21 protein-coding genes and 16 tRNA genes are annotated in these 24,604 nt (G+C 59.3%); 29 read left to right on the top strand and 8 right to left on the bottom strand.

Going from position 1 to position 24,604, the window contains the following annotated elements; translation table 11 throughout:
- Nucleotides 1–125: 125 nt before the first annotated feature.
- The 7 genes from BSP75_RS18790 to hemA form a co-directional block, all read right to left on the bottom strand.
- The gene (locus tag BSP75_RS18790; RefSeq protein WP_075114201.1) at nucleotides 126–1,406 is read right to left on the bottom strand and encodes a dicarboxylate/amino acid:cation symporter; all 1,281 of its coding nucleotides are present in this window, start codon (nucleotides 1,404–1,406) and stop codon (nucleotides 126–128) included.
- 303 nt (nucleotides 1,407–1,709) lie between these two features.
- Nucleotides 1,710–2,564 carry a 3-deoxy-8-phosphooctulonate synthase gene (gene kdsA / locus BSP75_RS18785; RefSeq protein WP_075114200.1) on the bottom strand — a complete coding sequence of 285 codons (855 nt, stop codon included), beginning with the start codon at nucleotides 2,562–2,564 and terminating at the stop codon, nucleotides 1,710–1,712.
- Nucleotides 2,565–2,833: 269 nt separating this feature from the next.
- The gene (locus BSP75_RS18780) at nucleotides 2,834–3,634 is read right to left on the bottom strand and encodes a tetratricopeptide repeat protein (RefSeq protein ID WP_058054291.1); all 801 of its coding nucleotides are present in this window, start codon (nucleotides 3,632–3,634) and stop codon (nucleotides 2,834–2,836) included.
- 12 nt (nucleotides 3,635–3,646) lie between these two features.
- A complete protein-coding gene (locus BSP75_RS18775) occupies nucleotides 3,647–4,030 on the bottom strand; it encodes a SirB2 family protein (protein WP_005334939.1) in 384 nt (127 codons plus the stop codon).
- 56 nt (nucleotides 4,031–4,086) lie between these two features.
- Nucleotides 4,087–4,938, bottom strand: a complete 852-nt coding sequence (gene prmC / locus BSP75_RS18770; protein WP_075114199.1) for a peptide chain release factor N(5)-glutamine methyltransferase — start codon at nucleotides 4,936–4,938, stop codon at nucleotides 4,087–4,089.
- A 61-nt stretch (nucleotides 4,939–4,999) separates the two neighbouring features.
- Nucleotides 5,000–6,088 (bottom strand): peptide chain release factor 1, encoded by a 1,089-nt coding sequence (gene prfA / locus BSP75_RS18765; RefSeq protein WP_042658188.1) that lies wholly within the window; start codon nucleotides 6,086–6,088, stop codon nucleotides 5,000–5,002.
- Nucleotides 6,089–6,139: 51 nt separating this feature from the next.
- Nucleotides 6,140–7,399: a glutamyl-tRNA reductase gene (gene hemA, locus BSP75_RS18760; protein ID WP_075114198.1), complete on the bottom strand. Its 1,260-nt coding sequence runs from the start codon at nucleotides 7,397–7,399 to the stop codon at nucleotides 6,140–6,142.
- 126 nt (nucleotides 7,400–7,525) lie between these two features.
- Between hemA and lolB the strand changes: the two genes are divergently transcribed.
- From lolB to BSP75_RS18650, 22 genes are all read left to right on the top strand, one after another.
- Complete coding sequence (lolB, locus tag BSP75_RS18755) at nucleotides 7,526–8,104, top strand: lipoprotein insertase outer membrane protein LolB (protein ID WP_005353907.1); 579 nt, start codon at nucleotides 7,526–7,528, stop codon at nucleotides 8,102–8,104.
- A complete protein-coding gene (gene ispE, locus BSP75_RS18750; protein ID WP_075114197.1) occupies nucleotides 8,104–8,952 on the top strand; it encodes a 4-(cytidine 5'-diphospho)-2-C-methyl-D-erythritol kinase in 849 nt (282 codons plus the stop codon). Before lolB ends, ispE begins: the two co-directional genes overlap by 1 nt.
- A gap of 1 nt (nucleotide 8,953) precedes the next feature.
- Nucleotides 8,954–9,028, top strand: a tRNA-Gln gene (locus BSP75_RS18745).
- A 199-nt stretch (nucleotides 9,029–9,227) separates the two neighbouring features.
- Complete coding sequence (locus tag BSP75_RS18740) at nucleotides 9,228–10,175, top strand: ribose-phosphate pyrophosphokinase (RefSeq protein ID WP_005330162.1); 948 nt, start codon at nucleotides 9,228–9,230, stop codon at nucleotides 10,173–10,175.
- Between the two features lie 116 nt (nucleotides 10,176–10,291).
- Entirely contained in the window at nucleotides 10,292–12,280 is a 1,989-nt protein-coding gene (locus BSP75_RS18735) for a bifunctional metallophosphatase/5'-nucleotidase (RefSeq protein ID WP_075114195.1), read from the top strand.
- A 231-nt stretch (nucleotides 12,281–12,511) separates the two neighbouring features.
- Complete coding sequence (pth, locus tag BSP75_RS18730; RefSeq protein ID WP_042061295.1) at nucleotides 12,512–13,108, top strand: aminoacyl-tRNA hydrolase; 597 nt, start codon at nucleotides 12,512–12,514, stop codon at nucleotides 13,106–13,108.
- A 116-nt stretch (nucleotides 13,109–13,224) separates the two neighbouring features.
- Nucleotides 13,225–14,316 carry a redox-regulated ATPase YchF gene (gene ychF, locus BSP75_RS18725; RefSeq protein WP_058054284.1) on the top strand — a complete coding sequence of 364 codons (1,092 nt, stop codon included), beginning with the start codon at nucleotides 13,225–13,227 and terminating at the stop codon, nucleotides 14,314–14,316.
- Nucleotides 14,317–14,550: 234 nt separating this feature from the next.
- Nucleotides 14,551–14,627 (top strand) — tRNA-Met (locus BSP75_RS18720).
- A gap of 8 nt (nucleotides 14,628–14,635) precedes the next feature.
- Nucleotides 14,636–14,710 (top strand) — tRNA-Gln (locus tag BSP75_RS18715).
- 46 nt (nucleotides 14,711–14,756) lie between these two features.
- A tRNA-Gln gene (locus BSP75_RS18710) sits at nucleotides 14,757–14,831 on the top strand.
- A 46-nt stretch (nucleotides 14,832–14,877) separates the two neighbouring features.
- Nucleotides 14,878–14,952, top strand: a tRNA-Gln gene (locus BSP75_RS18705).
- A gap of 36 nt (nucleotides 14,953–14,988) precedes the next feature.
- A tRNA-Met gene (locus BSP75_RS18700) sits at nucleotides 14,989–15,065 on the top strand.
- 10 nt (nucleotides 15,066–15,075) lie between these two features.
- Nucleotides 15,076–15,150, top strand: a tRNA-Gln gene (locus BSP75_RS18695).
- A 45-nt stretch (nucleotides 15,151–15,195) separates the two neighbouring features.
- Nucleotides 15,196–15,270: transfer RNA gene (locus BSP75_RS18690), tRNA-Gln, on the top strand.
- 45 nt (nucleotides 15,271–15,315) lie between these two features.
- Nucleotides 15,316–15,390: transfer RNA gene (locus BSP75_RS18685), tRNA-Gln, on the top strand.
- A 45-nt stretch (nucleotides 15,391–15,435) separates the two neighbouring features.
- A tRNA-Gln gene (locus tag BSP75_RS18680) sits at nucleotides 15,436–15,510 on the top strand.
- A 45-nt stretch (nucleotides 15,511–15,555) separates the two neighbouring features.
- A tRNA-Gln gene (locus BSP75_RS18675) sits at nucleotides 15,556–15,630 on the top strand.
- Between the two features lie 45 nt (nucleotides 15,631–15,675).
- Nucleotides 15,676–15,750, top strand: a tRNA-Gln gene (locus tag BSP75_RS18670).
- Nucleotides 15,751–15,795: 45 nt separating this feature from the next.
- A tRNA-Gln gene (locus BSP75_RS18665) sits at nucleotides 15,796–15,870 on the top strand.
- Between the two features lie 45 nt (nucleotides 15,871–15,915).
- Nucleotides 15,916–15,990: transfer RNA gene (locus tag BSP75_RS18660), tRNA-Gln, on the top strand.
- A 39-nt stretch (nucleotides 15,991–16,029) separates the two neighbouring features.
- Nucleotides 16,030–16,106 (top strand) — tRNA-Met (locus BSP75_RS18655).
- A gap of 8 nt (nucleotides 16,107–16,114) precedes the next feature.
- A tRNA-Leu gene (locus tag BSP75_RS18650) sits at nucleotides 16,115–16,198 on the top strand.
- A 219-nt stretch (nucleotides 16,199–16,417) separates the two neighbouring features.
- On the opposite strand, the gene BSP75_RS18645 is transcribed toward BSP75_RS18650, so the two are convergent.
- Complete coding sequence (locus BSP75_RS18645; protein ID WP_075114194.1) at nucleotides 16,418–18,250, bottom strand: SLC13 family permease; 1,833 nt, start codon at nucleotides 18,248–18,250, stop codon at nucleotides 16,418–16,420.
- 263 nt (nucleotides 18,251–18,513) lie between these two features.
- Here BSP75_RS18645 and pnuC point away from each other — a divergent pair, with 263 nt between their 5' ends.
- The 7 genes from pnuC (at nucleotide 18,514) to BSP75_RS18610 (ending at nucleotide 24,412) form a co-directional block, all read left to right on the top strand.
- Nucleotides 18,514–19,230 (top strand): nicotinamide riboside transporter PnuC, encoded by a 717-nt coding sequence (pnuC, locus tag BSP75_RS18640; protein WP_042656944.1) that lies wholly within the window; start codon nucleotides 18,514–18,516, stop codon nucleotides 19,228–19,230.
- Nucleotides 19,231–19,233: 3 nt separating this feature from the next.
- Nucleotides 19,234–19,959, top strand: coding sequence for a nucleoside phosphorylase (locus BSP75_RS18635; RefSeq protein WP_075114193.1), 726 nt, complete (start codon nucleotides 19,234–19,236; stop codon nucleotides 19,957–19,959).
- 105 nt (nucleotides 19,960–20,064) lie between these two features.
- Nucleotides 20,065–20,736: a Crp/Fnr family transcriptional regulator gene (locus tag BSP75_RS18630; protein ID WP_058054281.1), complete on the top strand. Its 672-nt coding sequence runs from the start codon at nucleotides 20,065–20,067 to the stop codon at nucleotides 20,734–20,736.
- A gap of 42 nt (nucleotides 20,737–20,778) precedes the next feature.
- Complete coding sequence (gene yqfB, locus BSP75_RS18625) at nucleotides 20,779–21,105, top strand: N(4)-acetylcytidine aminohydrolase (protein ID WP_075114192.1); 327 nt, start codon at nucleotides 20,779–20,781, stop codon at nucleotides 21,103–21,105.
- An 87-nt stretch (nucleotides 21,106–21,192) separates the two neighbouring features.
- Complete coding sequence (locus BSP75_RS18620; RefSeq protein WP_075114191.1) at nucleotides 21,193–22,113, top strand: alpha/beta hydrolase; 921 nt, start codon at nucleotides 21,193–21,195, stop codon at nucleotides 22,111–22,113.
- A gap of 61 nt (nucleotides 22,114–22,174) precedes the next feature.
- Nucleotides 22,175–22,576, top strand: a complete 402-nt coding sequence (locus BSP75_RS18615; RefSeq protein ID WP_075114190.1) for a DUF1622 domain-containing protein — start codon at nucleotides 22,175–22,177, stop codon at nucleotides 22,574–22,576.
- A gap of 195 nt (nucleotides 22,577–22,771) precedes the next feature.
- A complete protein-coding gene (locus tag BSP75_RS18610; RefSeq protein WP_075114189.1) occupies nucleotides 22,772–24,412 on the top strand; it encodes an alpha-glucosidase in 1,641 nt (546 codons plus the stop codon).
- Nucleotides 24,413–24,604 lie beyond the last annotated feature (192 nt).

Below are 24,604 nucleotides of genomic sequence, written 5' to 3'. Positions count from 1 at the left end.
ATCCATGATGGTAGACCTCAAGGTGATGGCCTACTTCAAGATTAGCCTTTCAACACGTAATTGGGACATAGCCTTTTTTATTGCCCCCGCACCAGCCAACGCGGCCGTGCGGGGGGAAACCGCGCTTAAACCCTGTCCACTTCCTGTTGCCCCGCCTTGCCGCCGAGCACTGCATCCATCTTCTTCTCGTCCAGCTGCTTGCAGTATTTGGCGACCACCACAGTGGCAACCCCGTTACCGATCAGGTTGGTCAGCGCTCGCGCTTCGGACATGAAGCGGTCGATCCCCAAAATCAGTGCCAACCCGGCCAGTGGCAGATGGCCCACCGCCGAAATGGTCGCGGCCAGCACGATAAAGCCGCTACCGGTCACCCCGGCCGCCCCTTTCGAGGAGATCAGCAGCACCACCAGCAGGGTGATCTGCTGGAACAGATCCAACGGGGTATTGGTGGCCTGCGCAATGAAAATCGCCGCCATGGTCAGATAGATGGAGGTACCATCCAGGTTGAAGGAGTACCCGGTCGGAATGACCAACCCCACCACCGACTTCTGGCAACCCAGCTTCTCCATCTTGTCCAGCATCCGCGGCAGTACCGACTCGGAAGAGGAGGTCCCCAGCACGATCAGCAGCTCCTCACGAATGTAGGAGATGAAACGCAGGATGCTGAAGCCTGAGGCTTTGGCGATGCTGCCCAGCACGATGAAGATAAAGAAGAGGCAGGTAAGATAGAAGCAGGCAATAAGCTGTCCCAGCTGTACCAGTGAACCTACCCCATATTTACCGATGGTAAATGCCATTGCTCCGAATGCACCGATCGGCGCCAGTCTCATTATCATGTTGATAATACCAAATATGACTTTGGAGAAACTGTCGATGACGCCGAAAATAACCTGTCCCTTTTCGCCAATATGATGCAGGGAAAAACCGAACAGCACCGCAAACAACAATACCTGCAAGATATTGCCGCTGGCAAAGGCACCGATCACGCTGCCCGGAATAATATCCAGCAAAAAGGCGATAATGCCCTGTGACTTGGCCTGCTCCGCATAGGCGGAGATGGCGCTGGCATCCAGCGCGGCCGGATCGATGTTCATTCCTCCCCCCGGCTGCAACAGGTTGACCACGCACAACCCGATGATGAGGGCGATGGTGCTGACCACCTCGAAGTAGATCAGGGCAATGGCGCCGGTCTTGCCGACCGCCTTCATGCTCTCCATCCCGGCAATACCGGTCACTACAGTACAGAAAATAACGGGGGCGATAATCATCTTGATCAATTTTACAAAGCCATCGCCGAGAGGTTTCATATTGGCGCCCAGTTCCGGATAGACATGCCCCAGAAATACCCCAAGGGTAATCGCGAGCAATACCTGGAAATAAAGACTGCTAAATACTTTCTTGTGCATGATTAACGTCCTGTTAATTAATTGACATCTCATATGGTAGAAATTGGCATGCACTGAGCCGTCACGAGAAAATATCTTTCTCTCGCCAGCATCATGCTATTTCATCATCGCAACAGCGCCACTTTCACACGTTATAAGAGGCAATTAAGAGACATCAATCACACAACCAATTTAACATCATTAACACCACAGCAACCATGATATATTGGTCATTGATTTATTTGAGACCTCAATGAAAATATTCTGGATATAAAAATGCCCCGCATGGCGGGGCACTTGGCATCACGAAACCGGTACCGTGGATCAGACGGAGGTATCGAGGGGTTCGAAGCCCTTGATCAGGTCATCGATGGCCTTCATCTGTTTGAGGAAGCCTTCCAGCTTTTCCAGCGGCAGGGCGCTCGGGCCATCACAACGGGCAATTTTCGGATCCGGGTGTGATTCGATAAACAGACCCGCCAGACCGACCGCCATGCCGGCGCGTGCCAGCTCGGTCACTTGCTCGCGACGGCCACCGGAGGCGGCACCCAGCGGATCACGGCACTGCAAGGAGTGGGTTACGTCGAAGATAACCGGATAGCCACCAGTGCTCTTTTTCATGACGCCCAGACCCAGCATGTCCACTACCAGGTTGTCGTAACCGAAGTTGGCACCACGCTCGCAGAGGATCAGCTGATTGTTGCCGCACTCCTCAAACTTGTCGGTGATGTTCTTCATCTGGCTTGGGCTGAGGAACTGCGGCTTCTTGATGTTGATAACGTTGCCGGTGCGGGCCATGGCTTCCACCAGATCGGTCTGGCGTGCCAGGAAAGCGGGCAGCTGGATAACGTCAACCACCTCAGCGACCGGCTTGGCCTGATGGGGTTCGTGCAGATCGGAGATGACCGGCATGCCGAAGGTCGCTTTCAGCTCCTGGAAAATCTTCATACCCTCTTCCAGACCCGGACCACGGTAAGAGTGGATGGAGGAGCGGTTGGCCTTGTCCCAACTCGCCTTGAAGACAAACGGGATGCCCAGCTTGCTGGTCACTTCCACGTACTTCTCGCACACAGCCATCGCCATATCGCGGGACTCCAGCACGTTCATGCCGCCAAACAGCACGAACGGTTTGTCGTTGGCAACGTCGATCTGGTTGATCTTGATATTCTTCTGTTCCATCTAAGACATCCTTAATGAAAGGGCCTGAAGCCAAGTTAGTCCGTTGCAACCGGGCGCAGCGGCCTTGATATTCTTCTGTTTCAGCTCCAAGACATCCTTAATGAAAGGGCCTGAAGCCAAGTTAGTCCGTTGCAGCCGGGCGCAGCGGCCTTGATATTCTTCTGTTTCAACTCCAAGACATCCTTAATGAAAGGGCCTGAAGCCAAGTTACTCCGTTGCGACCGGACGCAGCGGCCTTGATATTCTTCTGTTTCAGTTTCAAGCCGTCCTTAATGGAGGGGCTTGGGGCTAAGATCCAACGCTGCCAGCTGCACTTTCAGCACATCGGCGACCGGATCGTCCGGGCATTGTTCAATAAAATATTCAAAATCGTCGGCGGCCTGACGCGGACAATCGAGCTGCTCGTAGATAAAGCCGCGATCCCGCGTCTCCAGCGGATCGCCGGGCTTCATCCGCAGCAACAGCTCGCTGCAACGCAGCGCCTCTGGCATGCGATCTTCCCGCAGCAGGGCACCCTTGCTGACGTTGAGCAGCCGTTCGATGATCTCCCACTGGCCGGAGGGCTGCAGGTAGTCGGGGGTCAGGGTCGCCAAGTCCCCCAGCGCGCCGCGCAGCAGCAGCTCGATGCGGGCCAGACTCAGCTCGTCGCCGGTAAAGGGATCGACATAGACCTCCCCCTCGCCACCGGCAAAGCTCACCAGGAAGTGGCCTGGGAAGCAGATCCCCTCCACATCGAGCCCGAGCTTGCGCCCCAGCTGGATGATGAGAATGCCGAGGCTGACCGGGATCCCCTTGCGCTGTACCAGCACCTGATTGAGGTCGCAGTTGTTCGCCGAGAAGTAGTCCTGCCAGTCGCCATGAAAGCCGAGGCTGTGGTAGAAGCCTTGCAGCAGCTGCTGGCGCACCTCGTCGCAGGTGCCCTCTTCGATCTGCTCGTCCAGCCACTCGTCCAGCAGGTTCAGCTCGCGGATCCCCTCCTCGGCCGAGCCATAAATCTCATCGCTGACAGACAACGCCAGCTCGGTGATGTCGTGGGCTTCGAAATCGGTCCATTCGTCTATGTGTAACATTCTCTTCATGCCTTAGCCGAACACACTCGTCTGTTTGAGCACTGCCAACTTGGCAATAAAGTAGATCCAGCCGAGCGCCCCCAGAAAGGAGCACCAGCGCACCAGATTGCTTTTGGCCAGCCGCAGCGCCATCGCCGCCAGAAATACCAGCACCAGAATGGCCATCAGCTTCTCGCTGAGCCAGGGCGTTCCGTTATTGAGCGGGTTGAGATCCAGCACCATGCAGAGCAATACGCCGGAGAGCACCACCAGTCCGTTGAGCCAGCCGCTGACCTTCATCACCGGCGCGCTGTAGGCACGGCCAGTGGCGGTCTGCACCCAGTAGAAGCGGAGCATAAACATCAGCACGGCCCCGGCAATCAGGGTGAGGTGCAGGTGCTTGAGCACAAAAACCATATTCAATCCTTGCATGGCGGCGCACAGGCGACCCGCCGTGTAACAGTGAGGGGCCGTCAGCGTAGCGGGCAGAGGCCCAGCGTCACCCTGTCGTTATCCCCGTAATCGCGCACCGTGGCTACCTCGCGGTAGCCGCCATCGCGCAGCAACTGACGCACCGCCTCCCCCTGATCCCAGCCATGCTCCAGCAGCAGCCAGCCGTCAGGCAACAGATAAGCGGGGGCATGGGCCACGATATGGCGGATATCGGCCAGCCCGGCGTCATCGGCAACCAGCGCCGAGCGGGGTTCAAAGCGCACGTCACCCTGCTCGAGATGGGGATCGGCGCCATCAATATAGGGGGGATTGGAGACAATCACCGCAAATCGTGGCGTTTTGTCGCAATCCGGCTCGCCCAGTGGCTCGAACCAGCAGCCATCGCGCACCTCGATGGGCAATCCCAGCGCGGCGCTGTTTTCGCGGGCCAGTGCCGCGGCATCGGCCATCCGATCCACCGCCCATACATCGACCTCGGGTCGCTCGGACTTGAGCGCCAGCGCGATGGCGCCGGTGCCGGTGCCCAGATCCAGCACGGCGCACGGCCCTTGCGGAATTCTGGTCAACGCCTGCTCGACCAGCACCTCGGTATCGGGGCGCGGGATCAGGGTCGCCGGGCTCACTTTCAGCGGCAGCGACCAGAACTCCCGCTCGCCAACGAGATGGGCAATGGGTTCGCCATTGAGACGACGGGCCAACCACCCCTGCAGGGTGGCCTGCTGGGCGGCATCCAGCTCGCGCTCGGGCCAGGTCATCAGATAGCTGCGACGGCAGTCGAGCAGATGACAGAGCAGCACATCGGCGTCGGCGCGGGGGGATTCCCCCCCGGCCAGCACAGTCATGATATGGGCGCGGGCCTGCTGGATCTGCATCAGTGCCACTCCACCTTATGGGCAGAACACTTAATACGAGCTTGCCGGTTCTGCATTTGCATCAGTTGTTCTCGGCCAGCGAGGCGAGCTGATCGGCCTGATACTCCTGCACCAGCGGGGTGATGATGCAGTCCAGATCCCCTTCCAAAATTTCGGAGAGGCGATACAGGGTGAGGTTGATGCGGTGCTCGGAGAGACGGCCCTGCGGGTAGTTGTAAGTACGAATGCGCTCGGAGCGATCGCCGGAGCCCACCAGATTACGGCGGGTGCTCTGCTCGGCGGCGCGGTGGCGCTCATCCTCGGCCGCTTGCAGGCGGGCGGAGAGCACCGACATCGCCTTGGCGCGGTTCTTGTGCTGGGAGCGCTCGTCCTGACACTCCACCACCAGACCGGTCGGCAGGTGGGTGATGCGAATGGCCGAGTCGGTCTTGTTGACGTGCTGACCACCGGCACCGGAGGCGCGGAAGGTGTCGATCTTCAGATCGGAAGGGTTGATCTCGATCTGCTCGGCTTCAGGCACTTCCGGCAGCACGGCGACGGTACAGGCGGAGGTGTGCACCCGGCCCTGAGATTCGGTCTCCGGCACCCGCTGCACCCGGTGACCACCGGATTCAAACTTGAGGCGGCCATAGACGCGCTCGCCGTCGATCTTGGCGATCACCTCCTTGTAGCCACCGTATTCACCGTCGTTGCAGCTGACGATGGAAACGCGCCAACCCTGACGCTCGGCAAAGCGGGAGTACATGCGGAACAGGTCACCGGCAAAGATGGCCGCTTCGTCGCCACCGGCACCGGCGCGGATCTCCAGATAGCAGTTGTTGTCATCCTTGGGATCCTTGGGCAGCAACATCAGTTGCAGCTCCTGCTCCAGCGCCTCCAGATTGGCCTTGGCCAGCGGCAGCTCCTCCTGCGCCATCTCGCGCAGGTCGGCATCGTCCTCTTCCAGCATCATCTGGGTGGTCTCCAGATCATCCTGAGCCTGACGGTAACGCTGGAAGGCGTGAACGATATCTTCCAGCTGGGCATATTCGCGGGTCAGAGCGCGGTAGCGATCCTGATCCGAGACCACGTCCGGCTCGCCGAGCATGGCCTGTACTTCTTCGTGGCGCTCGATGAGGCCTTCCAGCTTTCTGATCAGTGACGGATTCATAACTCTTGCATTCTCAATGGAGGACGGGACAACCGGCAGGTTGCCCGAAAATTATGGCTCTTGTGACAACCCCAGCGCCTGCCGCAAGCGGGAGAGCTCGCTCTGATCCCCCTGGGAAGCAGCCTGGCGCAACGCCTGGGTCGGCGCGTGGATCAATTTGTTGGTGAGGCGATGGGCCATCGCCTTGAGCGCCTGTTCGGCACTCTCGCCCTGTGCCAATGCCAGCAGGGCCCGTTGCAGCTCTTCGTCAGCCACCTGTTGGGACTGATGACGATAGTCGCGAATGAGATCGACCGAGCTCTGGCCGCGATACCAGCCCATGAACTCGTCGCGCTCTTCCTGCACGATCACTTCCGCCTGCGCGGCAGCCCGTTTACGGGTTTCGAGGTTCTGCTCGATGATCCCCTGCAGATCATCCACCGTGTAGAGATAGGCATCGGAGAGCTCATCGACTTCCGCTTCGATGTCGCGCGGTACGGCAATATCCACCAGAAACATCGGCTTGAAGCGGCGGGCCTTGAGGGCGCGCTCCACCATCCCCTTGCCGATGATGGGCAGCGGGCTCGCGGTCGAGCTGATGACGATATCCGCCTCGTGCAGATAGTCGGGGATCTCTTCGAGCGTCATCACTTGGGCGCCGAATTCGGTCGCCAGGGTCTGGGCGCGCTGCAAGGTGCGGTTGGCCACCATCATCTTGGTGACGTTCTGCTCGCGCAGATGACGGGCCACCAGTTCGATGGTCTCCCCCGCCCCGACCAGCAGTACCTTGGTCTGGGAGAGATCGGAGAAGATCCGCCGACCCAGGCTGACGGCGGCAAACGCCACCGACACGGCACTGGCGCCAATCTCGGTATCGGTGCGCACCCGTTTAGCCACCGAGAAGGATTTCTGGAACAGCCGCTCCAGCGTCCCCTTGAGGGATTCGGACTGCTGGGCGTGGGCATAGGATTGCTTGATCTGCCCCAGGATCTGCGGCTCACCCAGCACCAGCGAGTCAAGCCCGCACGCCACCCGCATCAGGTGGCGCACCGCCTCTTCGTCATGATGCTGATAGATGGCGGTGACCAATTCGGCCGCGTCCAGCCCGTGGAACTGCTGCAGCCAGCGCAGCACTTGCTCCTGCCGCTCCCCGTCCAGATTGCAATAGAGTTCGGTCCGGTTGCAGGTGGAGACGATCACCGCCTCGCTGACACCGGGTTGGCTCACCAGCTCACGCAAGGCGCGATCGATGCAGTCCGGGCCAAAGGCGACCCGTTCCCGCAAGGCGACACTGGCGGTGTTGTGGTTGATTCCGAGGGCAAGCAAACTCATGAGTGGGCGACGATCATTTCATACGCTGGGTGCAAAGGCTGCCAATTGTACGAGAAAGGGTAAGTCTTTAAAAGCAATACGGCCGCCCCGTATACTGTGGCAAATTCCTCTCTCTGGAGCCGTCTCTTGCTGCTACGTATTTTTACCCTCACCTGCCTGCTGTTGCTGGCCGGTTGTGCCACCACCCAGCCCCAGCGTGACCAGGTGAACTGGAACCAGGAGCGGACCCGTCTCGAGCAGCTGACCCACTGGCAGCTGTCCGGCAAGATGGCCATCATCACCCCCCAGCAAAAGGGCAGCGCCCGCCTCAACTGGCAGCAGGATGGCGAGGATTATCGCCTCAACCTCACCAGCCTGATTGGCACCAGCATTCTGGAGCTCTCTCGCAGCAAGGGGGAGATCACCCTGCTCGACAGCGACGGCAATCGCCACCAGAGCCAGGACGCCGAAGCGCTGATCTATCAGCTCACCGGCTGGAATATTCCGGTCGCCGGATTGCCGGAGTGGATCAAGGGGCTGCCGGGTCAGGCGGAGTTTGAACTCAACCCCGACAGCAGTCTGGCCAGCGTGCGCGACGGCCAGTGGCAGATCGTCTATGGCGATTATCGGGATCAGGATGGCTACCGCCTGCCGCACCAGCTGACCATGACCGGCCAGAACAGCCGCCTCAAGCTTCAGATCAACCAATGGACTCTTGCACGTTAATGGCTTCCACACGCTGGCCGGCACCGGCCAAACTCAACCTGTTTTTACACGTCAATGGCCGTCGTCCCGATGGCTATCACGAGCTGCAGACCCTGTTTATCTTCCTCAACCACAGCGACTGGCTCGAGTTCGAGGTGATTCAGGGTAGCGACACACTCACCTTGAGCCCGGCCATTCCCGGTGTGCCGGATGAGCAGAATCTGATTATCCGGGCGGCGCGCCTGCTGCAGGCAACACTGCCGAGCCCGCAGGGGGCCCATATCCGGCTGGAGAAAGTGTTGCCCATGGGGGGCGGCATTGGCGGAGGATCGTCCGATGCGGCAACTACGCTAGTGGCGCTTAACCACCTCTGGCAGGCGGGGTTGAGTGAAGATGAACTGGCAGCGCTCGGCATCCAGCTGGGGGCCGATGTGCCGGTGTTTGTTCGTGGCAAGGCGGCCTTTGCCGAAGGGGTGGGCGAGCGGCTGCAACCGGTCGAACTGCCCGATGCCTGGTATCTGGTGCTCAAGCCCGATTGCCATGTGGCGACTGCGGCCGTATTCCAGGATCCGGACCTGCCCAGAGCCACACCGAAAATGGCGTTGGACAACCTGCTGGAAGGTGAGTGGAAAAACGATTGCGAATCACTGGTGAAAAAGCGCCACCCCGAGGTTGCCAATGCGCTCGGCTGGTTGCTAGAATACGCGCCGTCAAGAATGACGGGCACAGGAGCCTGCGTCTTTGCTCAATTTGAAGACGAAGTGACTGCTCGGGAAGTGTTGGCCTGCGTGCCGGAGGGACTTGATGGGTTTGTCGCCAAGGGCGAGAACATATCACCTCTCTTCTCCACATTGCAACAGTTCAAATGATTGGGGTATCGCCAAGCGGTAAGGCAGCGGGTTTTGATCTCGCCATTCCTAGGTTCGAATCCTAGTACCCCAGCCAATTCTACCGAACAGCATTGATGATGATTAACGTGGCCGGTTTTGCACTCGGCCACGGATTCGGGTTACCGGTATCATCACAATCATTCATTGGGCAGCAGACGCCTTGTACGTTATCTTGATAAATCGTTTGCCCCAAAACGATAGGGTCTGATTTCAGACTCCCCCACATACTGGATGCAACCCCGAGGTTTCAAACCGTGCCTGACATGAAGCTGTTTGCTGGTAACGCAACGCCGGAACTAGCCCAGAAGATCGCAGATCGCCTGTTTATCAAACTCGGCAATGCTGCCGTAGGTCGCTTTAGCGACGGCGAGATCAGCGTACAGATCAATGAGAATGTACGTGGTGGCGATATCTTCATCATTCAATCCACCTGTGCCCCGACCAACGACAATTTGATGGAATTGATCGTCATGGTAGATGCACTGCGTCGTGCTTCAGCTGGCCGTATCACTGCCGTTATCCCCTACTTTGGTTATGCCCGTCAGGACCGCCGCGTCCGCTCCGCCCGTGTACCTATCACCGCCAAGGTTGTCGCTGACTTCCTCTCCAGCGTCGGTGTGGATCGCGTGCTGACCGTTGACCTGCATGCCGAGCAAATTCAAGGTTTCTTCGACGTTCCGGTAGACAACGTGTTCGGTAGCCCGGTGCTGCTGGAAGACATGAAGGCCAAGAACCTCGAGTCTCCTGTCGTTGTCTCCCCAGACATCGGTGGCGTAGTGCGTGCCCGCGCTATCGCCAAGCTGCTGGATGACACCGACATCGCCATCATCGACAAGCGCCGTCCCCGCCCGAACGTCTCCCAGGTCATGCACCTGATCGGTGACGTTGCCGGCCGCGACTGCGTCATCGTCGATGACATGATCGACACCGGCGGCACCCTGTGCAAAGCCGCAGAAGCCTTGAAAGAGCGCGGCGCCAAGCGAGTATTCGCTTACGCCACTCACCCGGTCTTCTCCGGCACTGCCGTCGAGAACATCAAAAACTCGGTGATCGATGAACTGATCATCACCGACTCCATCCCGCTCACCGCGGAGATGAAAGCGATTGGCAAAGTCAAACAGCTGACCCTGTCGACTGTACTGGCCGAAGCCATTCGTCGCATCAGCAACGAAGAGTCCATCTCTGCCATGTTTGAGCATTGATAGATTCAGCAATAACGAAAACCGCCATCAGGCGGTTTTCGTCTTTCTGGACCTTCTCTTTCCAACTTTCTGCTATCTGGTTCGACCCTGCCCCCGGCAGGCTTAAGGATTTACCCATGAATTGCTTGCGTCCCCTCCTGCTCGCGACCCTCACCTGCGCCCTGTTCGCCTGTCAGCCCGTCAAAGAGAACCCGCCCTTCGTGCTGACCCTGGCGCACATGAACGACACTCACTCCCAGTTTGATCCGGTCAATGCCGAGATCAAAGGGCAGATCTTTGCCCCGCAGGGGGAGACGGACACCCTCTATACCCGCTTCGGCGGTTATCCGCGCCTGCTGACCATGGCGAAAGCCTATCAGGCCGATGCGCTGGCCAAGAACCAGCCCTTGCTGCTGCTGCACGGCGGCGATGCCTGGCAGGGCAGCGGCTACTTCAAGCTCAACGAGGGGATGGCCAACGCCGAGTTGCTGAGCCAGTTCGGCCTCGATGCCATGGCGCTGGGCAACCACGAGTTCGATCTGGACAACCAGAAGCTGGCCCGCTTCATCGAGGGGGTCAACTTCCCGGTGCTGGCCGCCAACCTCGACACCAAGGCCGATCCGGCCCTCAGCAAGGCTGACAACCTCAAGCCTTTCGTGGTCTACGCCTTTGACGGCAACCAGAAGAGCCCGGTCACCGACATCAATAATCTGCCACAGGGCAAACAACTGGTCGCCGTCGTCGGTCTGGTGCTGGAAGACATGGGCAATATCGCCCCCAACGTCGGCAAACTGCGCTTTGGCAAAGAGGTCGCCTCGGCTCAGGCCACGGTCGACATGCTGCAAGCCAAAGGGATCCATCAGATCGTGGCGCTGACCCACATCGGCAACGAGCGGGATCTGGCGCTGGCGGCCAAGGTAAACGGCCTCGATGCCATCGTCGGCGGCCACTCCCACAGCCTGCTTGGCGATTTTCGCAATATCGGTTGGGGCAAGACCGGCGACTACGCCAAGCTGGTGACCAATCCGGATGGCATCGGCAAAACCTGCGTGGTGCAGGCGGGCTCCTATGCCCAGGCCATCGGTCTGGCGCAGGTGACCTTTGACAGCCACGGTCAGGTGACCGACTGCCAGGGCCACAACAGCCTGCTGGCCAGCCGCGACTTCTTCGCCGATGCGGCGCGCAAGCAGGCGCTCGACGACACCCGCAGCAAAGAGGCGAGCCAGTTTGTCGACAACCAGCCCAATCTGGTGACCGTGGATGAAGATCCGCGCCTGCGCGGCATCATCGACAGCCATTACAAACCGGCGCTGGAGCAAGCCTATGGCCCGGTGATCGGCACCATTCCCGAGCAGTTGCAAAATGCCCGTCGCCCCGGCGACAACGGCAGCGACAGCCACGGCTCAGATGTGGCGCCGCTGGTTGCCGAAGGGGAGTTCTACTGGGCCAATACGCCAGCAGTGCAAGCCCTGACCGGCGGGCCGGTCGACTTCGCCCTTCTGGCGGTGGGCGGCGTGCGCGCCGAACTGCCCGCTGGCGAATGGCGCGAGGGGGATAGTGCCCTCACCCTGCTGCCGTTCAAGAACCAGCTCTCGGTGCTGACCCTGACCGGCGCCGAGGTGCGCGCCCTGCTGAGCGAAACCATCACCGCCACCCTGCCCGCCAGCGCCCATGCTGGCAAGTTCCCCTATGGTGGCAACCTGCGTTACACCTTCCAGGAGACCGACGCTGGCAAAGCGGGCACCCTGACCCAATTGCAGCGCAAGACCGCAAGCGGCGAGTGGCAGGATCTGGTGGATAGCCAGCGCTATCGGGTAGTGATGAACGCCTACAGCGCCAACGGCAACGATGGCTGGCAGGCACTGGCCAATGCCCAGCGCCACCAGAGCGAGCGGGTCGATATCGCCAGCGTCAATGGCAAGCTGACTGCTTTCCCTGTGCTAAAAGTGGTACAAAACGGCGAGCTGCTGAGCGCCGTCTATGCCCCGGGCCAGGTGCTCGATTGCAAGGCCAGCGGCGTGGATTGCGGCACCGATGCGGCCTCTTTCGTGGAATATGTGCGCGATGCCCGCCCCACCCTGACCGCGCTGGATGAAGATACTGTCACCCTGCTGCGCGCCAAATAACGACGGTAGTCAACCAGGCACAGTCCATCGGTAAGCTGAAACGGGCCTCATGCAAGAGGCCCGTTTGCCCACAGTTAGCCACCCATTAGCCGCCCCCATTTGCCGCAATAGTGGGGCAAATTCCGCCATAACATGAGCATTGGTTGAGTGATCGCCACTCGGCGGCTAGAATATTGCGTCCTATTGCCCTGGGTAGTGTGCCCACGGCAGCTGCGAGTGAAGACATCAAGCGTGACAAGCGAAATCAAACTGATCGTCGGACTGGGCAATCCCGGCCCGGAATATGCCAAGACCCGCCACAACGCGGGCGCCTGGTATGTGGAGCAACTGGCCCGCTGGCACAATGTCAGCCTGCGTGAAGAACCCAAATTCTTCGGCCATACTGCCCGCATTCTGGTCGAGGGGCAGGATGTGCGGCTGCTCATCCCGAACACCTATATGAACCTCTCTGGCAAGGCGGTGGCCGCACTGGCGCGTTTTTATCAGATTGAGCCGGAAGCAATGCTGGTTGCCCATGACGAACTGGATCTGCCGCCAGGCATCGCCAAGTTCAAGCAGGGCGGTGGTCATGGTGGCCATAACGGCCTCAAGGACATCATCGCCAAGATGGGCAACAACAATAACTTTTTCCGGCTGCGTCTCGGGATCGGCCATCCCGGCAGCAAAGAGCAGGTGGCAGGCTTCGTCCTGACCAAGGCTCCCAGCAGTGAACAGAGCCTGATCGACGCCGCACTGGATGAGTCCCTGCGCGCCACCGATATCCTGTTCAAACAAGATATGACCAAGGCCATGAATCGCTTGCACAGCTTCAAGGCTGAAAAGGTATAAGTCGGTTTGACCCTGTACGGGCATTGTGCCGGTGCATGAGCAACGACCAGAACAAGCATGACATGGGCCGCCTGCGGGCGACCCTCAACAGCATCCATCAAGTAAGGTAACAATCCATGGGTTTTAAATGCGGTATCGTGGGCCTGCCCAATGTAGGCAAATCCACCCTGTTCAACGCGCTGACCAAGGCCGGTATCGAAGCCGCCAACTTCCCGTTCTGCACCATCGAGCCGAACACCGGTGTGGTCCCGATGCCGGATCCCCGCCTCGATCAGCTGGCTGCCATCATCAATCCGCAGCGCGTTGTGCCGACCACCATGGAATTTGTCGACATCGCAGGCCTGGTTGCCGGTGCCTCCAAGGGCGAAGGTCTGGGCAACCAGTTCCTGGCCAACATCCGTGAAACCGAAGCGATCGGCCACGTGGTGCGCTGCTTCGATGACGAGAACATCATTCACGTTGCCGGCAAGGTCTCCCCTGCTGACGATATCGAAGTGATCAACACCGAGCTGGCCCTGTCGGATCTGGACGCCTGCGAGCGTGCCATTCACCGCCAGTCCAAGCGCGCCAAAGGCGGCGACAAGGATGCCAAGCTGGAAGTGGAAGTGCTGGAGAAGATCCGCGTCGCGCTGGAAAACGGTCAGATGATCCGTGGTCTGAAGCTGGATAAAGAAGAGCTGGCCGCCGTGAGCCACCTCAACTTCCTGACCCTGAAGCCCACCATGTATATCGCCAACGTGGCGGAAGACGGTTTCGAAAATAACCCCTACCTCGACAAGGTGCGTGAAATCGCCGCCGCCGAGAACGCGGTCGTGGTCGTGGTCTGCTGCGCCATTGAAGCCGACATCGCCGAACTGGACGACGAAGATCGCGCCGAGTTCATGGCTGACCTTGGCATCGAAGAGCCGGGCCTGAACCGCGTTATCCGCTCCGGTTACGAGCTGCTCAACCTGCAGACCTACTTCACCGCCGGTGTGAAAGAAGTGCGTGCCTGGACCATCCCGGTCGGTGCCACGGCCCCGCAAGCGGCTGGCAAGATCCACACCGACTTTGAAAAAGGCTTTATTCGCGCCCAAACCATCGCCTTTGAAGACTTTATCACCTACAAGGGTGAGCAAGGCGCCAAGGAAGCAGGCAAGATGCGCGCCGAAGGGAAAGAGTACATCGTCAAAGATGGCGATATCATGAACTTCCTGTTCAACGTCTAATCCCATGACAGGCCAGCATTTGCTGGCCTGTTTTTTATCTGTCATTGCCCGGGCAATGATGGCTATGTCTTAAAAAAAACCAGATTGTTGGGCTTTTGCGCAACAGAGGCCAATAACTGGTCAAACGCACTCAAATTGCGTTTTTCTGGCAAAAAAAGGGTTGACGCCCCAGAGCCAGATACGCATAATTCGGCCCGCACGGTGACGAGGCAACGACTCATCGGAAGCAAGGTTGGCTATGTAGCTCAGTTGGTTAGAGCATCGCACTCATAATGCGGGGGTCACAGGTTCGAATCCCGTCATAGCCACCATCTCTAGTTGGGGTATCGCCAAGCGGTAAGGCAGCGGGTTTTGATCTCGCCATCCCTAGGTTCGAATCCTAGTACCCCAGCCATTTTTAAAAGTTCTTTGCCAGTCTCATGACTGTTGAGGAGCGCTGTTGGGGTATCGCCAAGCGGTAAGGCAGCGGGTTTTGATCTCGCCATCCCTAGGTTCGAATCCTAGTACCCCAGCCATTTTTAAAAGTTCTTTGCCAGTCTCATGACTGTTGAGGAGCGCTGTTGGGGTATCGCCAAGCGGTAAGGCAGCGGGTTTTGATCTCGCCATCCCTAGGTTCGAATCCTAGTACCCCAGCCATTTTTACTTGTATTTGACTCAGGTTGAACACAAGACGGCTATGTAGCTCAGTTGGTTAGAGCATCGCACTCATAATGCGGGGGTCACAGGTTCGAATCCCGTCATAGCCACCATTAATTCTGTTGGGGTATCGCCAAGCGGTAAGGCAGCGGGTTTTGATCTCGCCATCCCTAGGTTCGAATCCTAGTACCCCAGCCATTTTTGAAGTTCTTTGCCAGTCTCGTGATTGTTGAAGAGCACTGTTGGGGTATCGCCAAGCGGTAAGGCAGCGGGTTTTGATCTCGCCATCCCTAGGTTCGAATCCTAGTACCCCAGCCATTTTTGAAGTTCTTTGCCAGTCTCGTGATTGTTGAAGAGCACTGTTGGGGTATCGCCAAGCGGTAAGGCAGCGGGTTTTGATCTCGCCATCCCTAGGTTCGAATCCTAGTACCCCAGCCATTTTTGAAGTTCTTTGCCAGTCTCGTGATTGTTGAAGAGCACTGTTGGGGTATCGCCAAGCGGTAAGGCAGCGGGTTTTGATCTCGCCATCCCTAGGTTCGAATCCTAGTACCCCAGCCATTTTTGAAGTTCTTTGCCAGTCTCGTGATTGTTGAAGAGCACTGTTGGGGTATCGCCAAGCGGTAAGGCAGCGGGTTTTGATCTCGCCATCCCTAGGTTCGAATCCTAGTACCCCAGCCATTTTTGAAGTTCTTTGCCAGTCTCGTGATTGTTGAAGAGCACTGTTGGGGTATCGCCAAGCGGTAAGGCAGCGGGTTTTGATCTCGCCATCCCTAGGTTCGAATCCTAGTACCCCAGCCATTTTTGAAGTTCTTTGCCAGTCTCGTGATTGTTGAAGAGCACTGTTGGGGTATCGCCAAGCGGTAAGGCAGCGGGTTTTGATCTCGCCATCCCTAGGTTCGAATCCTAGTACCCCAGCCATTTTTGAAGTTCTTTGCCAGTCTCGTGATTGTTGAAGAGCACTGTTGGGGTATCGCCAAGCGGTAAGGCAGCGGGTTTTGATCTCGCCATCCCTAGGTTCGAATCCTAGTACCCCAGCCATTTTTCTGTTCTCTTCCACGTTTGTGGTCGATAACAAACGGCTATGTAGCTCAGTTGGTTAGAGCATCGCACTCATAATGCGGGGGTCACAGGTTCGAATCCCGTCATAGCCACCATTAATATTGCGGAAGTGGCGAAATTGGTAGACGCACCAGATTTAGGTTCTGGCGCCCTAGGCGTGAGAGTTCGAGTCTCTCCTTCCGCACCATTAATAGCAGTACCAAACAGACCAGCTCACGCTGGTTTTTTTGTATCTGAAATTTGTCTCTCCCCAGTTTTTTCTCTCACTCCTCTATCAATCCATCTCCACGTTAATTCACGTTCTCACCCCCCTTCACTGATCCCGATCACGCCTTGCCACTCTCGTCTCCCGGCCACAAAAAAGCGGCCCACAGGCCGCTGGTACACACATTCATCATCCCGGTTATCAGAACGGGAAGAACCAGGGAATAGCCACCACGCTCACCGCCATCACCAACAGGGTAAAGGGCACCCCGATGCGGATAAAGTCGGCGAATTTGTAGTTGCCCGGCCCCAGCACCAGAGTATTCACCGGTGACGAGACCGGCGTCATAAAGGCGGCTGAGGCGGCGATGGCAATGGTCATGGCGAACGGATAGGGCGATACCCCCATCTGCTGCGCCGTGCCCAGCGCAATGGGCGCCATCAGTACCGCGGTGGCGGTATTGGAGATAAAGAGCCCGATCACCGCGCAGAGCGCAAACAGACTGGCCAGCATCACGCGCGGCCCCATCTCCCCCACTGCATTCATCAGGCCACCGACGATAAGGTCCACTCCGCCGGTTTTTTGCAGCGCCAGCGCAAAGGGCAGCATACCGACAATCAGGATCAGAGTCGGCCAGTGGATCGACTTGTAGGCACTCTCCATGTCGATGCAGCGAAACTTGCCCATCAGCAGACAGGCGATCAGCGCGGCAATCACGTTGGGCACTGGATCGGTCACCATCAGCAGGATCATCACCCCGAGACAGAAGAGGGCATGAATGGCCTGACTGCGGGCGGGAGCCATCTCGTCCACCTCGGCAGGCAAGCCCATCAGTAGAAAGTCGCGGCTGTGGGTCTGCAGCAGCCGGATATGGCTCCAGTTGCCCACTACCAGCAGGGTGTCCCCCATCTGCAGCGGCTCGTCCACCAGCTTGCCTGCCAGCGCCTCGCCGTCGCGACGCAGCCCCACCACGCTCAGCCCATAGCTGGAGCGGAAGGTCACCTCCCGCACGCTTTTGCCCAACAGCTTGGACTCGGGGATCAGCGACACCTCGGCCATCCCCACCTCCCGCGCCTGATCGGAGAAGTACTCCCCGCGCAGGATCATGGGTTCGAGCCGTGCCTCGCTGCAAAACGCCCGCACATCCACTTCGGGATCGGACATGTCGATCAGCAGTACATCCTTGGCCTGAAATTCACTGATCCCCGACACCGGCACCATCACCCGGCGGAACTTGCGCCAACGCTCCACCCCGATGACGTGGGCACCATAGCGGGCACGCAGTTGCAGCTCATCCAGGGTATGGCCAATCAGCGGGGAGTCCGGCCGTAGCGCCAGACGGCGGGCCCGACCGGCCAGCCGGTAATCACGTATCAGGTCACGCAGGGTGCGGCGCCCGGTCGGCTTGCCTTTGCCCTCTTCCCCCTCGCCCACCAAAGAGCCGCGCACCAGCAGCATGTAGAGAATGCCCAGCCCCAGGATCAGCACGCCCATGGGGGTGAAATCGAAGAAGCCGAAGCCGTGAATGCCGTGGCGCATCAGCTCGCTGTTGACCACCATGTTGGGGGGCGTGGCCACCAGCGTCATCATGCCGCTGATAAGCCCGGCAAAGCCGAGGGGCATCATCAGACGACCGGCGGGGATGCCCATCCGGTTCGCCACGCTCAACACCACCGGGATAAAGATGGCCACCACCCCGGTGCTGCTCATCACCGCTCCCAGACTCGCCACCGCCACCATCAGCAGCACCAGCAGTTTGGTCTCGCTGCTGCCCGCCACCTTCACCAGCGCATCCCCCACCTGATAGGCGATGCCGGTGCGCACCAACCCCTCACCCACCACGAACAGGGCGGCAATCAGAATGACGTTGGGATCGCTAAAGCCCGCCAACGCCTCCGGCAGGGTGAGTGTGCCGCTCAGCACAAACAGGATGACCACACCCAGGGCCACCACGTCCATGCGCACCTTGTTGGTCATGAAGAGATAGATGGCACCAGCCAGCAGACAGAGCACCCAGACAAGCTCGGAATTCAATGCAACCTCCTTTTATCACGTAATTCTCCTCCCGGAGAGTGGACTCTATCAGACCACAGCCATGGCGCTATCATCTTGTTACATATCAATAAAGTCCGGCCAGCGGGGACACCATAACCCATCAGTGCTGGAATAACCGGGCACCAGCGGCGATTTCTTTGATATGGGCCAAGCCCGGGGCGGACAAAAGTCCTGCCCCTCCTCCCCCTCACCCCTTAGAATGGCGCCCTCGCATACTTACCCTCATGCCTAAGGATCAGAAAATGAGCATATTCGAGCTGTTCAGCATCAATAACACCCTGGTGACCATCCCGCTGGGTGGCGGCTATGCCATGTCATGGATTGAAGCCATCGGCACCCTGTTCGGGCTGGCCTGCATCTGGTTCGCCAGTCAGGAGAAGACCATCAACTACCTGTTTGGCCTGATCAACGTCAGCCTGTTTGCCATCATCTTCTTCCAGATCCAGCTCTACGGACTGTTGATGCTGCAGCTGTTCTTCTTCTGCGCCAACGTCTACGGCTGGTACGCCTGGACCCGCCCGGCCAACGATCAGGGGGATACCCTGCAGATCCGCTGGCTCAGCAAATCCAAACTGATGGTGACCGCCGCCGTGAGCGTGCTGGCCATCGCCCTGCTGACCCGCTATATCGACCCGGTCTTCGCCACCCTGGCGCGCACCTCGGTCTCCCTGCTCAACCTGTTTGGTGCCAACCTGGCCACCCCCGAGCCCTCCCCCGATGCCTTCCCGTTCTGGGATGCCAGCATGACGGTGCTCTCGGTGGTCGCCCAGATCCTGATGACCCGCAAATACGTGGAAAACTGGATCCTCTGGGTCGTCATCAACATCATCAGCATCGGTGTCTATGCTGCGCAGGGCGTCTATGCCATGTCGCTGGAGTACCTGATCCTGCTGTTTATCGCCGCCAACGGCACCCGCCTCTGGGTGATTGCCGCCAAGCGCCAACCACAAGGTCTGTAAGCCATGACGTTATTACCCCATCTCCAGTGCCGCCCCGACCAGATTGCCGAGCGGGTGGTGCTGTGCGGCGACCCGGCCCGGGTCGATCGCATCGCCAGCCAGCTTGAAGAGTGTGAGGTGCTGGGGCAAAACCGGGAGTTTCGCCTCATCAACGGCCGCTATCAGGGGCTGCCCATCACGGTCTGCAGCACCGGCATCGGTGGCGCGTCCGCCATCATCGCGCTGGAGGAGCTGGTGCAAGCAGGCGCCCGCTCGCTGATCCGGGTCGGCTCCGCTGGTGCACTGCAACACGACATCGGGCTCGGCGACCTTATCGTGGTGGAAGGGGCGGTACGCAATGAGGGGGCCTCACAGGCCTATCTGCCTGCCGAGTATCCCGCCTGCGCCGATATCTGGCTGCAAGCGGCGCTGCTCAACCATGTGGCGACCGGCAGTCAGCCTTACTGGCATGGGCTGGTGCGTTCCCACGACAGCTTCTATCGGGATGACGAGCAGGAGGTGTGCCGCTACTGGCATGCCCGTGGCGTGCTCGGTGCCGATATGGAGACCGCCACCCTGCTGACCGTGGGGCGCCTGCGCAAGGTGCGGGTCGCCGCCGTGCTCTGCAACGTGGTGCTGTTCGAGCAGGATGTGCAGCAAGGGGTGGCGGATTACGCCAGCGCCGAACAGGCGATGATGACCGGTGAGCAGCAAGCCATCGCGGCCGCCCTCCACGCGCTGGCGCAATAAACCACAAACCGTTAACTGCGGCACATCCGCTACCGTGCGGGCTGGTATCCGGCCCGCACTCTTGCTAGCCTCATGGCCCTCGTCATCCGGTGCGACAGGCAAGTCATGCAGCAACAGCCCTACCCCCTCGGCCGCTTTCACGCCGAACTCCAGCAGCTTGAACCCCGCTTTGCCGCGGCGCTCGAGGCTTGCACCCTGTTTCTGCGCCGCTACCTGCCGGGCGAATTGATCATGCGCCAGGGGGAGCAGAGCGAGCAGCTCTATCTGGTCGAACGTGGCCGGGTCTCCCTCAACAGCACGGTGCACTCGGGCCGCAGCTTCCAGCTCGGCGAAATAGCCTGCCATAGCCAGATTTTCGGCGAGATGGAGTTCTTCAGCGCCACCCCGGTGCAGTGGAACGTGGTGGCCGAGACCGAGCTCGATGCCCGGGTCATCTGTGCCCACAAGCTGGCCCAGCGACTGCTGGCCGAACCCGAGCTGACCCTGTTCTTTGCCGCCGCGCTTGCCAGCGACTATCTCGATACCCTGGAGATCACCACCAGCCGCCTGCTCCACCCCATCGCCTACAACATCGCCTATGAGCTGTGGCGCGAGCGCCAGCGCACCCCGATGCTGGGGTCACGCAAGCGGGCCCACGAGGCGGCACGCTTTGGCACCACCGAGCGGGTCTACCGCCGCGCCCTCAAGGAGCTGATCGAGCAGGGGATTGTCTGCGAAGGGGCCGAGGGCCCCGCCATCGCCGATCTGGCCAGGCTGCGCGCCTATCTCGACCTTTGATTTCCATTCACCCAATTTCGATTCACCCTGTCAGGAGTCACCATGTCAGCCCATTCCTATCCCGAATTCACCTTCTTCAGCCGCTTCGTCGCCGATATTCAGGCGGGCCGCAAGACCATCACCATCCGCGACGAGAGCGAGGCCAACTGGCAGCCCGGCCAGCGGCTGGCGCTGTTTACCAACCCGGAGCACCAGCCCTTTGGCACCATCGAGGTGCTCTCCATCAACGCAGTCGCCTTCGATGAACTGAATGACGAGCATGCCCGTCAGGAGAACATGACCCTCCCCGAGCTGAAAGATGTGATCCGCGATATCTACCCCGATCTGCCGCCGCTCTATGTGATTGAATTCCAGCTGATTGAAGCCTGATTTTGTGAGCTGCCTCAGCTAACGCCGGTTGCGCTCTCTGGCTAAAAGCGCAAAATAACTGTTTTTATATACAGTCATTGGTGCGTTATGGAAACACAACTTGAACCGGCCATTGCGGCCATGGTGGCGGATTTCATTGCAGCAGGCCGCCCCAAGGCGAGCAGCCTGAGCTGGCAGGAGCGGCGTGAAGGCTATCTTGCCTCTGCCGTATTGGGTGGTGAACGGGAAGAGGTTGGCGCTGTCGAAGAGTGGCAACGTGGCCACTATTCCGTTCGCCTCTATCAACCAGCGTCCACCTCAAGTGCAAGCCGTCCGGCCCTGATCTACTTTCATGGCGGCTGTTTTGTCAGCGGTGAGTTCGACACCCACGACCGCCAGATGCGGATGCTGTGCAATCGCGCCGAGGCACTGGTGTTTGCGGTACATACTCGCCTTGCGCCTGAACACACCTATCCTGCCGCCCACGATGACGCACAGGCAGCCACGCAGGCCATCATGGCAGATGTGGAGAAATGGCATGGCGATCCAGCACGGATTGTCCTTGCTGGCGACAGTGCCGGCGGCCACCTCGCCCTCATCACCACCTTGCGACTCAAGGAGCAAGGCTCCCCCTTGCCAGCGGCCCAGCTGCTCATCTATCCAATGCTCGATGCACGGGGCGAAAGTGACAGCTATCAGCAGCTCGGTGAGGACTACCTCATCACCCGCGACATGCTGCTAAGCGGTTTTCACGCCTATCTGGGTGAGCAGCCCACCACTCACCCCGAAGCCAGCCCGCTCCACCATCCCGCCCTGTCAGGATTACCGCCGACCCATATTGTGACGGCGGAATATGATCCGCTACGCGACGAGGGGGAAGCCCTCTATCGCAAACTGCTGCAAGCCGGTGTCACGGCTACCTGTCAGCGGCAACTGGGTGTTATACACGGCTTCTTCCAACTGGCAGGTGTGAGCCCAGCGGCGCGCCAGCTTATTGAGCAGATCGCGATGCTTATCAGGCACCTATGATTTGGCCTTTGCCGAGCAATATGTTAATAGTGTGCTCTTTTGAATCAGGGAGGTGACCCGAGTGTTTGAGATAGCGAGCCTGCGAGAGGGCATGATGCACGGGGTCGAGCTGTTCCAGCTGCTGCTGGAGATCATCTCCATCGCCTGTGTGGTGATAGGGCTTGGCAAGACCCTCTGGCTGGCGGCGCGGGTGCGGGATCACCAGCCCGGCTTTCCGCGCATTCGCCTCTGTTTCGGCAGTTGGCTCATCTTGGCGCTGGAGTTCCAGCTCGCCGCCGACATCCTGGCCACCACAGTCGCGCCGAGCAAGGAGGAGCTGATCCGCCTTGCCATCATCGCGGTGATCCGCACCTTCCTGAACTACTTCCTCGGCAAGGAGCTGGAGGCGCAGGCGGAACGCCAACAAGAGAAGTCAGAGCGCCAGCAAGAGCCAAACGCCGAGCAGGCAGGGGCCACCCGATAACGGCTCATGCCACAGTGTAGATGAGTAAACCGCCATCCCGACCACGTCCGTGACTCGGGATGGCGCCTTTGTGACCCTCCCCTCATTTTCGGTAATCAGCCAATAATGGAACCCTTTTCAAGGCTTCCCCTGCCCTGTTGAGTGCCCGTTCATCTGCGTAAGATAGAAAATCTCTTCCCCCAACCGGCCACGCTGATGAACCCGCAACCCCGCCACACGCCCGCCATCAACCTCGATAGCTGCGTCATCTACCAGATCTACCCCATGAGTTTTCAGGACAGCGATGGCGACGGCATGGGCGATATCAACGGCATCCGCCAGCGCCTCGACTATCTGGCACAGCTGGGTGTCGATATGCTGTGGCTCACCCCCATCTATCGCTCCCCCAAGCGGGACAACGGCTACGACGTGGCGGACTACCGCGCCATCGACCCCGCCTTTGGCACTCTGGCCGAGATGGAACAGCTGATCAGCGAGGCCGCCGCCCGTGGTATCGGCCTTATGATGGATATCGTCGCCAACCATACCTCCACCGAGCATGAGTGGTTTGTGCAGGCGCTGGCGGGGGATCCTCACTATCAGGACTATTACGTGTTTCGCGACCAGGCCTTCGTTGACGCTCACCCTATCACCTCGATTTTTGGCGGTAGCGGCTGGGAATATGTGCCAGCGCTTGATCGCTACTACCTGCACAACTTCGATGCGAGTCAGGCCGATCTGGACTGGGACAACCCGGCGGTGCGGGCCGAGATGGCGGCGGTGATCAACTTCTGGCTGGGCAAAGGGATCAAGGGGTTTCGCTTCGATGTGATCGATATGGTGAGCAAGGAGTGGGACCGACTTGCCATGAGCAATGGCCCCCGCCTGCACGACTATATCCGCGAGCTCAATGCTGCGAGCTTCGGCGGCAAGGGGATCATCACGGTGGGGGAGACCTGGGGGGCCGATCTCGCCCATATGCAGCGCTACTCCAGCACGGATGGCAGCGAGTTCAGCATGGTGTTCAACTTCGAACATCTGGGGCTGGGTCACGACAAGTGGACCTCCCGCTTCGATCCTCTCGCCTTCAAACGGGCCATGGCCCGCCACCAGCAAGGGCTACACGGGCGTGGCTGGAACAGCCTGTTTCTCGGCAACCACGACCTGCCCCGCGCCGTCTCCCGCTTTGGCGATGACAGACCCGAGTGGCGTGAAACCAGTGCCAAGCTGTGGGCCATGGTGCTGCACATGATGCAGGGCACCCCTTTTATCTATCAGGGGGAGGAGCTGGCCATGACCAACCGCCACTGGCAGCCGGACGAGCTGCGCGACGTGGAGGCGATCAACTACCGCGCCAGCCAGTCAGGGCTGGATCCTGCCGAGCTGAGTCGGCGGCTCGATGCCATCGGCCGCGATAACGCCCGCACCCCGATGCAGTGGGAGGCCGGCCCCCACGCCGGTTTCAGCGCCACCACGCCCTGGATTGCCCTCAATGCCAACCATGTCGAGATAAATGCTGACGAGCAGCTGGCCCGCCCCGACTCCCCGTTTCACTGCTATCGCCAGCTTATCGCCCTGCGCAAGGCTCACCCTGTCGTTCGTCACGGCAATTTCGAACTGCTGGATGGGGATGATCCCGAGCGCATCAGCTATCGCCGCCACTGGCAGGATCCGGCAAGCGGAGAGCGGCACACCCTGCTGCTGCTCGCCAATCTCACGGCGAACCCCTTGCAGATGCCCCACTTCGACAAGGTGGCAGACGAGATGCGGTTGCTGCTGGCCAATTACCCAGGCGAACCGCTGCAGCTCTTCGCCCCTTATCAGTGCGCCATCTGGCTGCAAGTGGAGCAGGGTTAACCCAGTGTTGACGGGCCATAGCAATAGCCCGTCAATCGCCCCACGTTGGCTACCAGCAGAAAATCACGCTCCCACGCAACGGGATTAAATTAACCACTATTACTGACTTATTAATTGATTATTTATCCCGTTTGATACGCTCTCATTGCCCCTCTTACTATGCCTGCGACCTATCCATTGCCGATGCAACTA

The organism is Aeromonas sp. YN13HZO-058 (genome assembly GCF_001921245.1).
Classification (GTDB): Bacteria; Pseudomonadota; Gammaproteobacteria; order Enterobacterales; family Aeromonadaceae; genus Aeromonas; species Aeromonas allosaccharophila.
This window is presented reverse-complemented; position numbering and strand designations above follow the sequence as displayed.

Coding starts and splice junctions, on each gene's coding strand:
- BSP75_RS18790 (WP_075114201.1), bottom strand. CDS start 1,406: ATGCACAAGAAAGTATTTAGCAGTCTTTATTTCCAGGTATTGCTCGCG.
- BSP75_RS18620 (WP_075114191.1), top strand. CDS start 21,193: ATGGAAACACAACTTGAACCGGCCATTGCGGCCATGGTGGCGGATTTC.
- yqfB (WP_075114192.1), top strand. CDS start 20,779: ATGTCAGCCCATTCCTATCCCGAATTCACCTTCTTCAGCCGCTTCGTC.
- BSP75_RS18735 (WP_075114195.1), top strand. CDS start 10,292: ATGAATTGCTTGCGTCCCCTCCTGCTCGCGACCCTCACCTGCGCCCTG.
- prmC (WP_075114199.1), bottom strand. CDS start 4,938: ATGCAGATCCAGCAGGCCCGCGCCCATATCATGACTGTGCTGGCCGGG.
- BSP75_RS18635 (WP_075114193.1), top strand. CDS start 19,234: ATGACGTTATTACCCCATCTCCAGTGCCGCCCCGACCAGATTGCCGAG.
- BSP75_RS18610 (WP_075114189.1), top strand. CDS start 22,772: ATGAACCCGCAACCCCGCCACACGCCCGCCATCAACCTCGATAGCTGC.
- BSP75_RS18780 (WP_058054291.1), bottom strand. CDS start 3,634: ATGTTACACATAGACGAATGGACCGATTTCGAAGCCCACGACATCACC.
- kdsA (WP_075114200.1), bottom strand. CDS start 2,564: ATGGAACAGAAGAATATCAAGATCAACCAGATCGACGTTGCCAACGAC.
- pnuC (WP_042656944.1), top strand. CDS start 18,514: ATGAGCATATTCGAGCTGTTCAGCATCAATAACACCCTGGTGACCATC.
- prfA (WP_042658188.1), bottom strand. CDS start 6,088: ATGAATCCGTCACTGATCAGAAAGCTGGAAGGCCTCATCGAGCGCCAC.
- hemA (WP_075114198.1), bottom strand. CDS start 7,399: ATGAGTTTGCTTGCCCTCGGAATCAACCACAACACCGCCAGTGTCGCC.
- ispE (WP_075114197.1), top strand. CDS start 8,104: ATGGCTTCCACACGCTGGCCGGCACCGGCCAAACTCAACCTGTTTTTA.
- BSP75_RS18775 (WP_005334939.1), bottom strand. CDS start 4,030: ATGGTTTTTGTGCTCAAGCACCTGCACCTCACCCTGATTGCCGGGGCC.
- ychF (WP_058054284.1), top strand. CDS start 13,225: ATGGGTTTTAAATGCGGTATCGTGGGCCTGCCCAATGTAGGCAAATCC.
- BSP75_RS18630 (WP_058054281.1), top strand. CDS start 20,065: ATGCAGCAACAGCCCTACCCCCTCGGCCGCTTTCACGCCGAACTCCAG.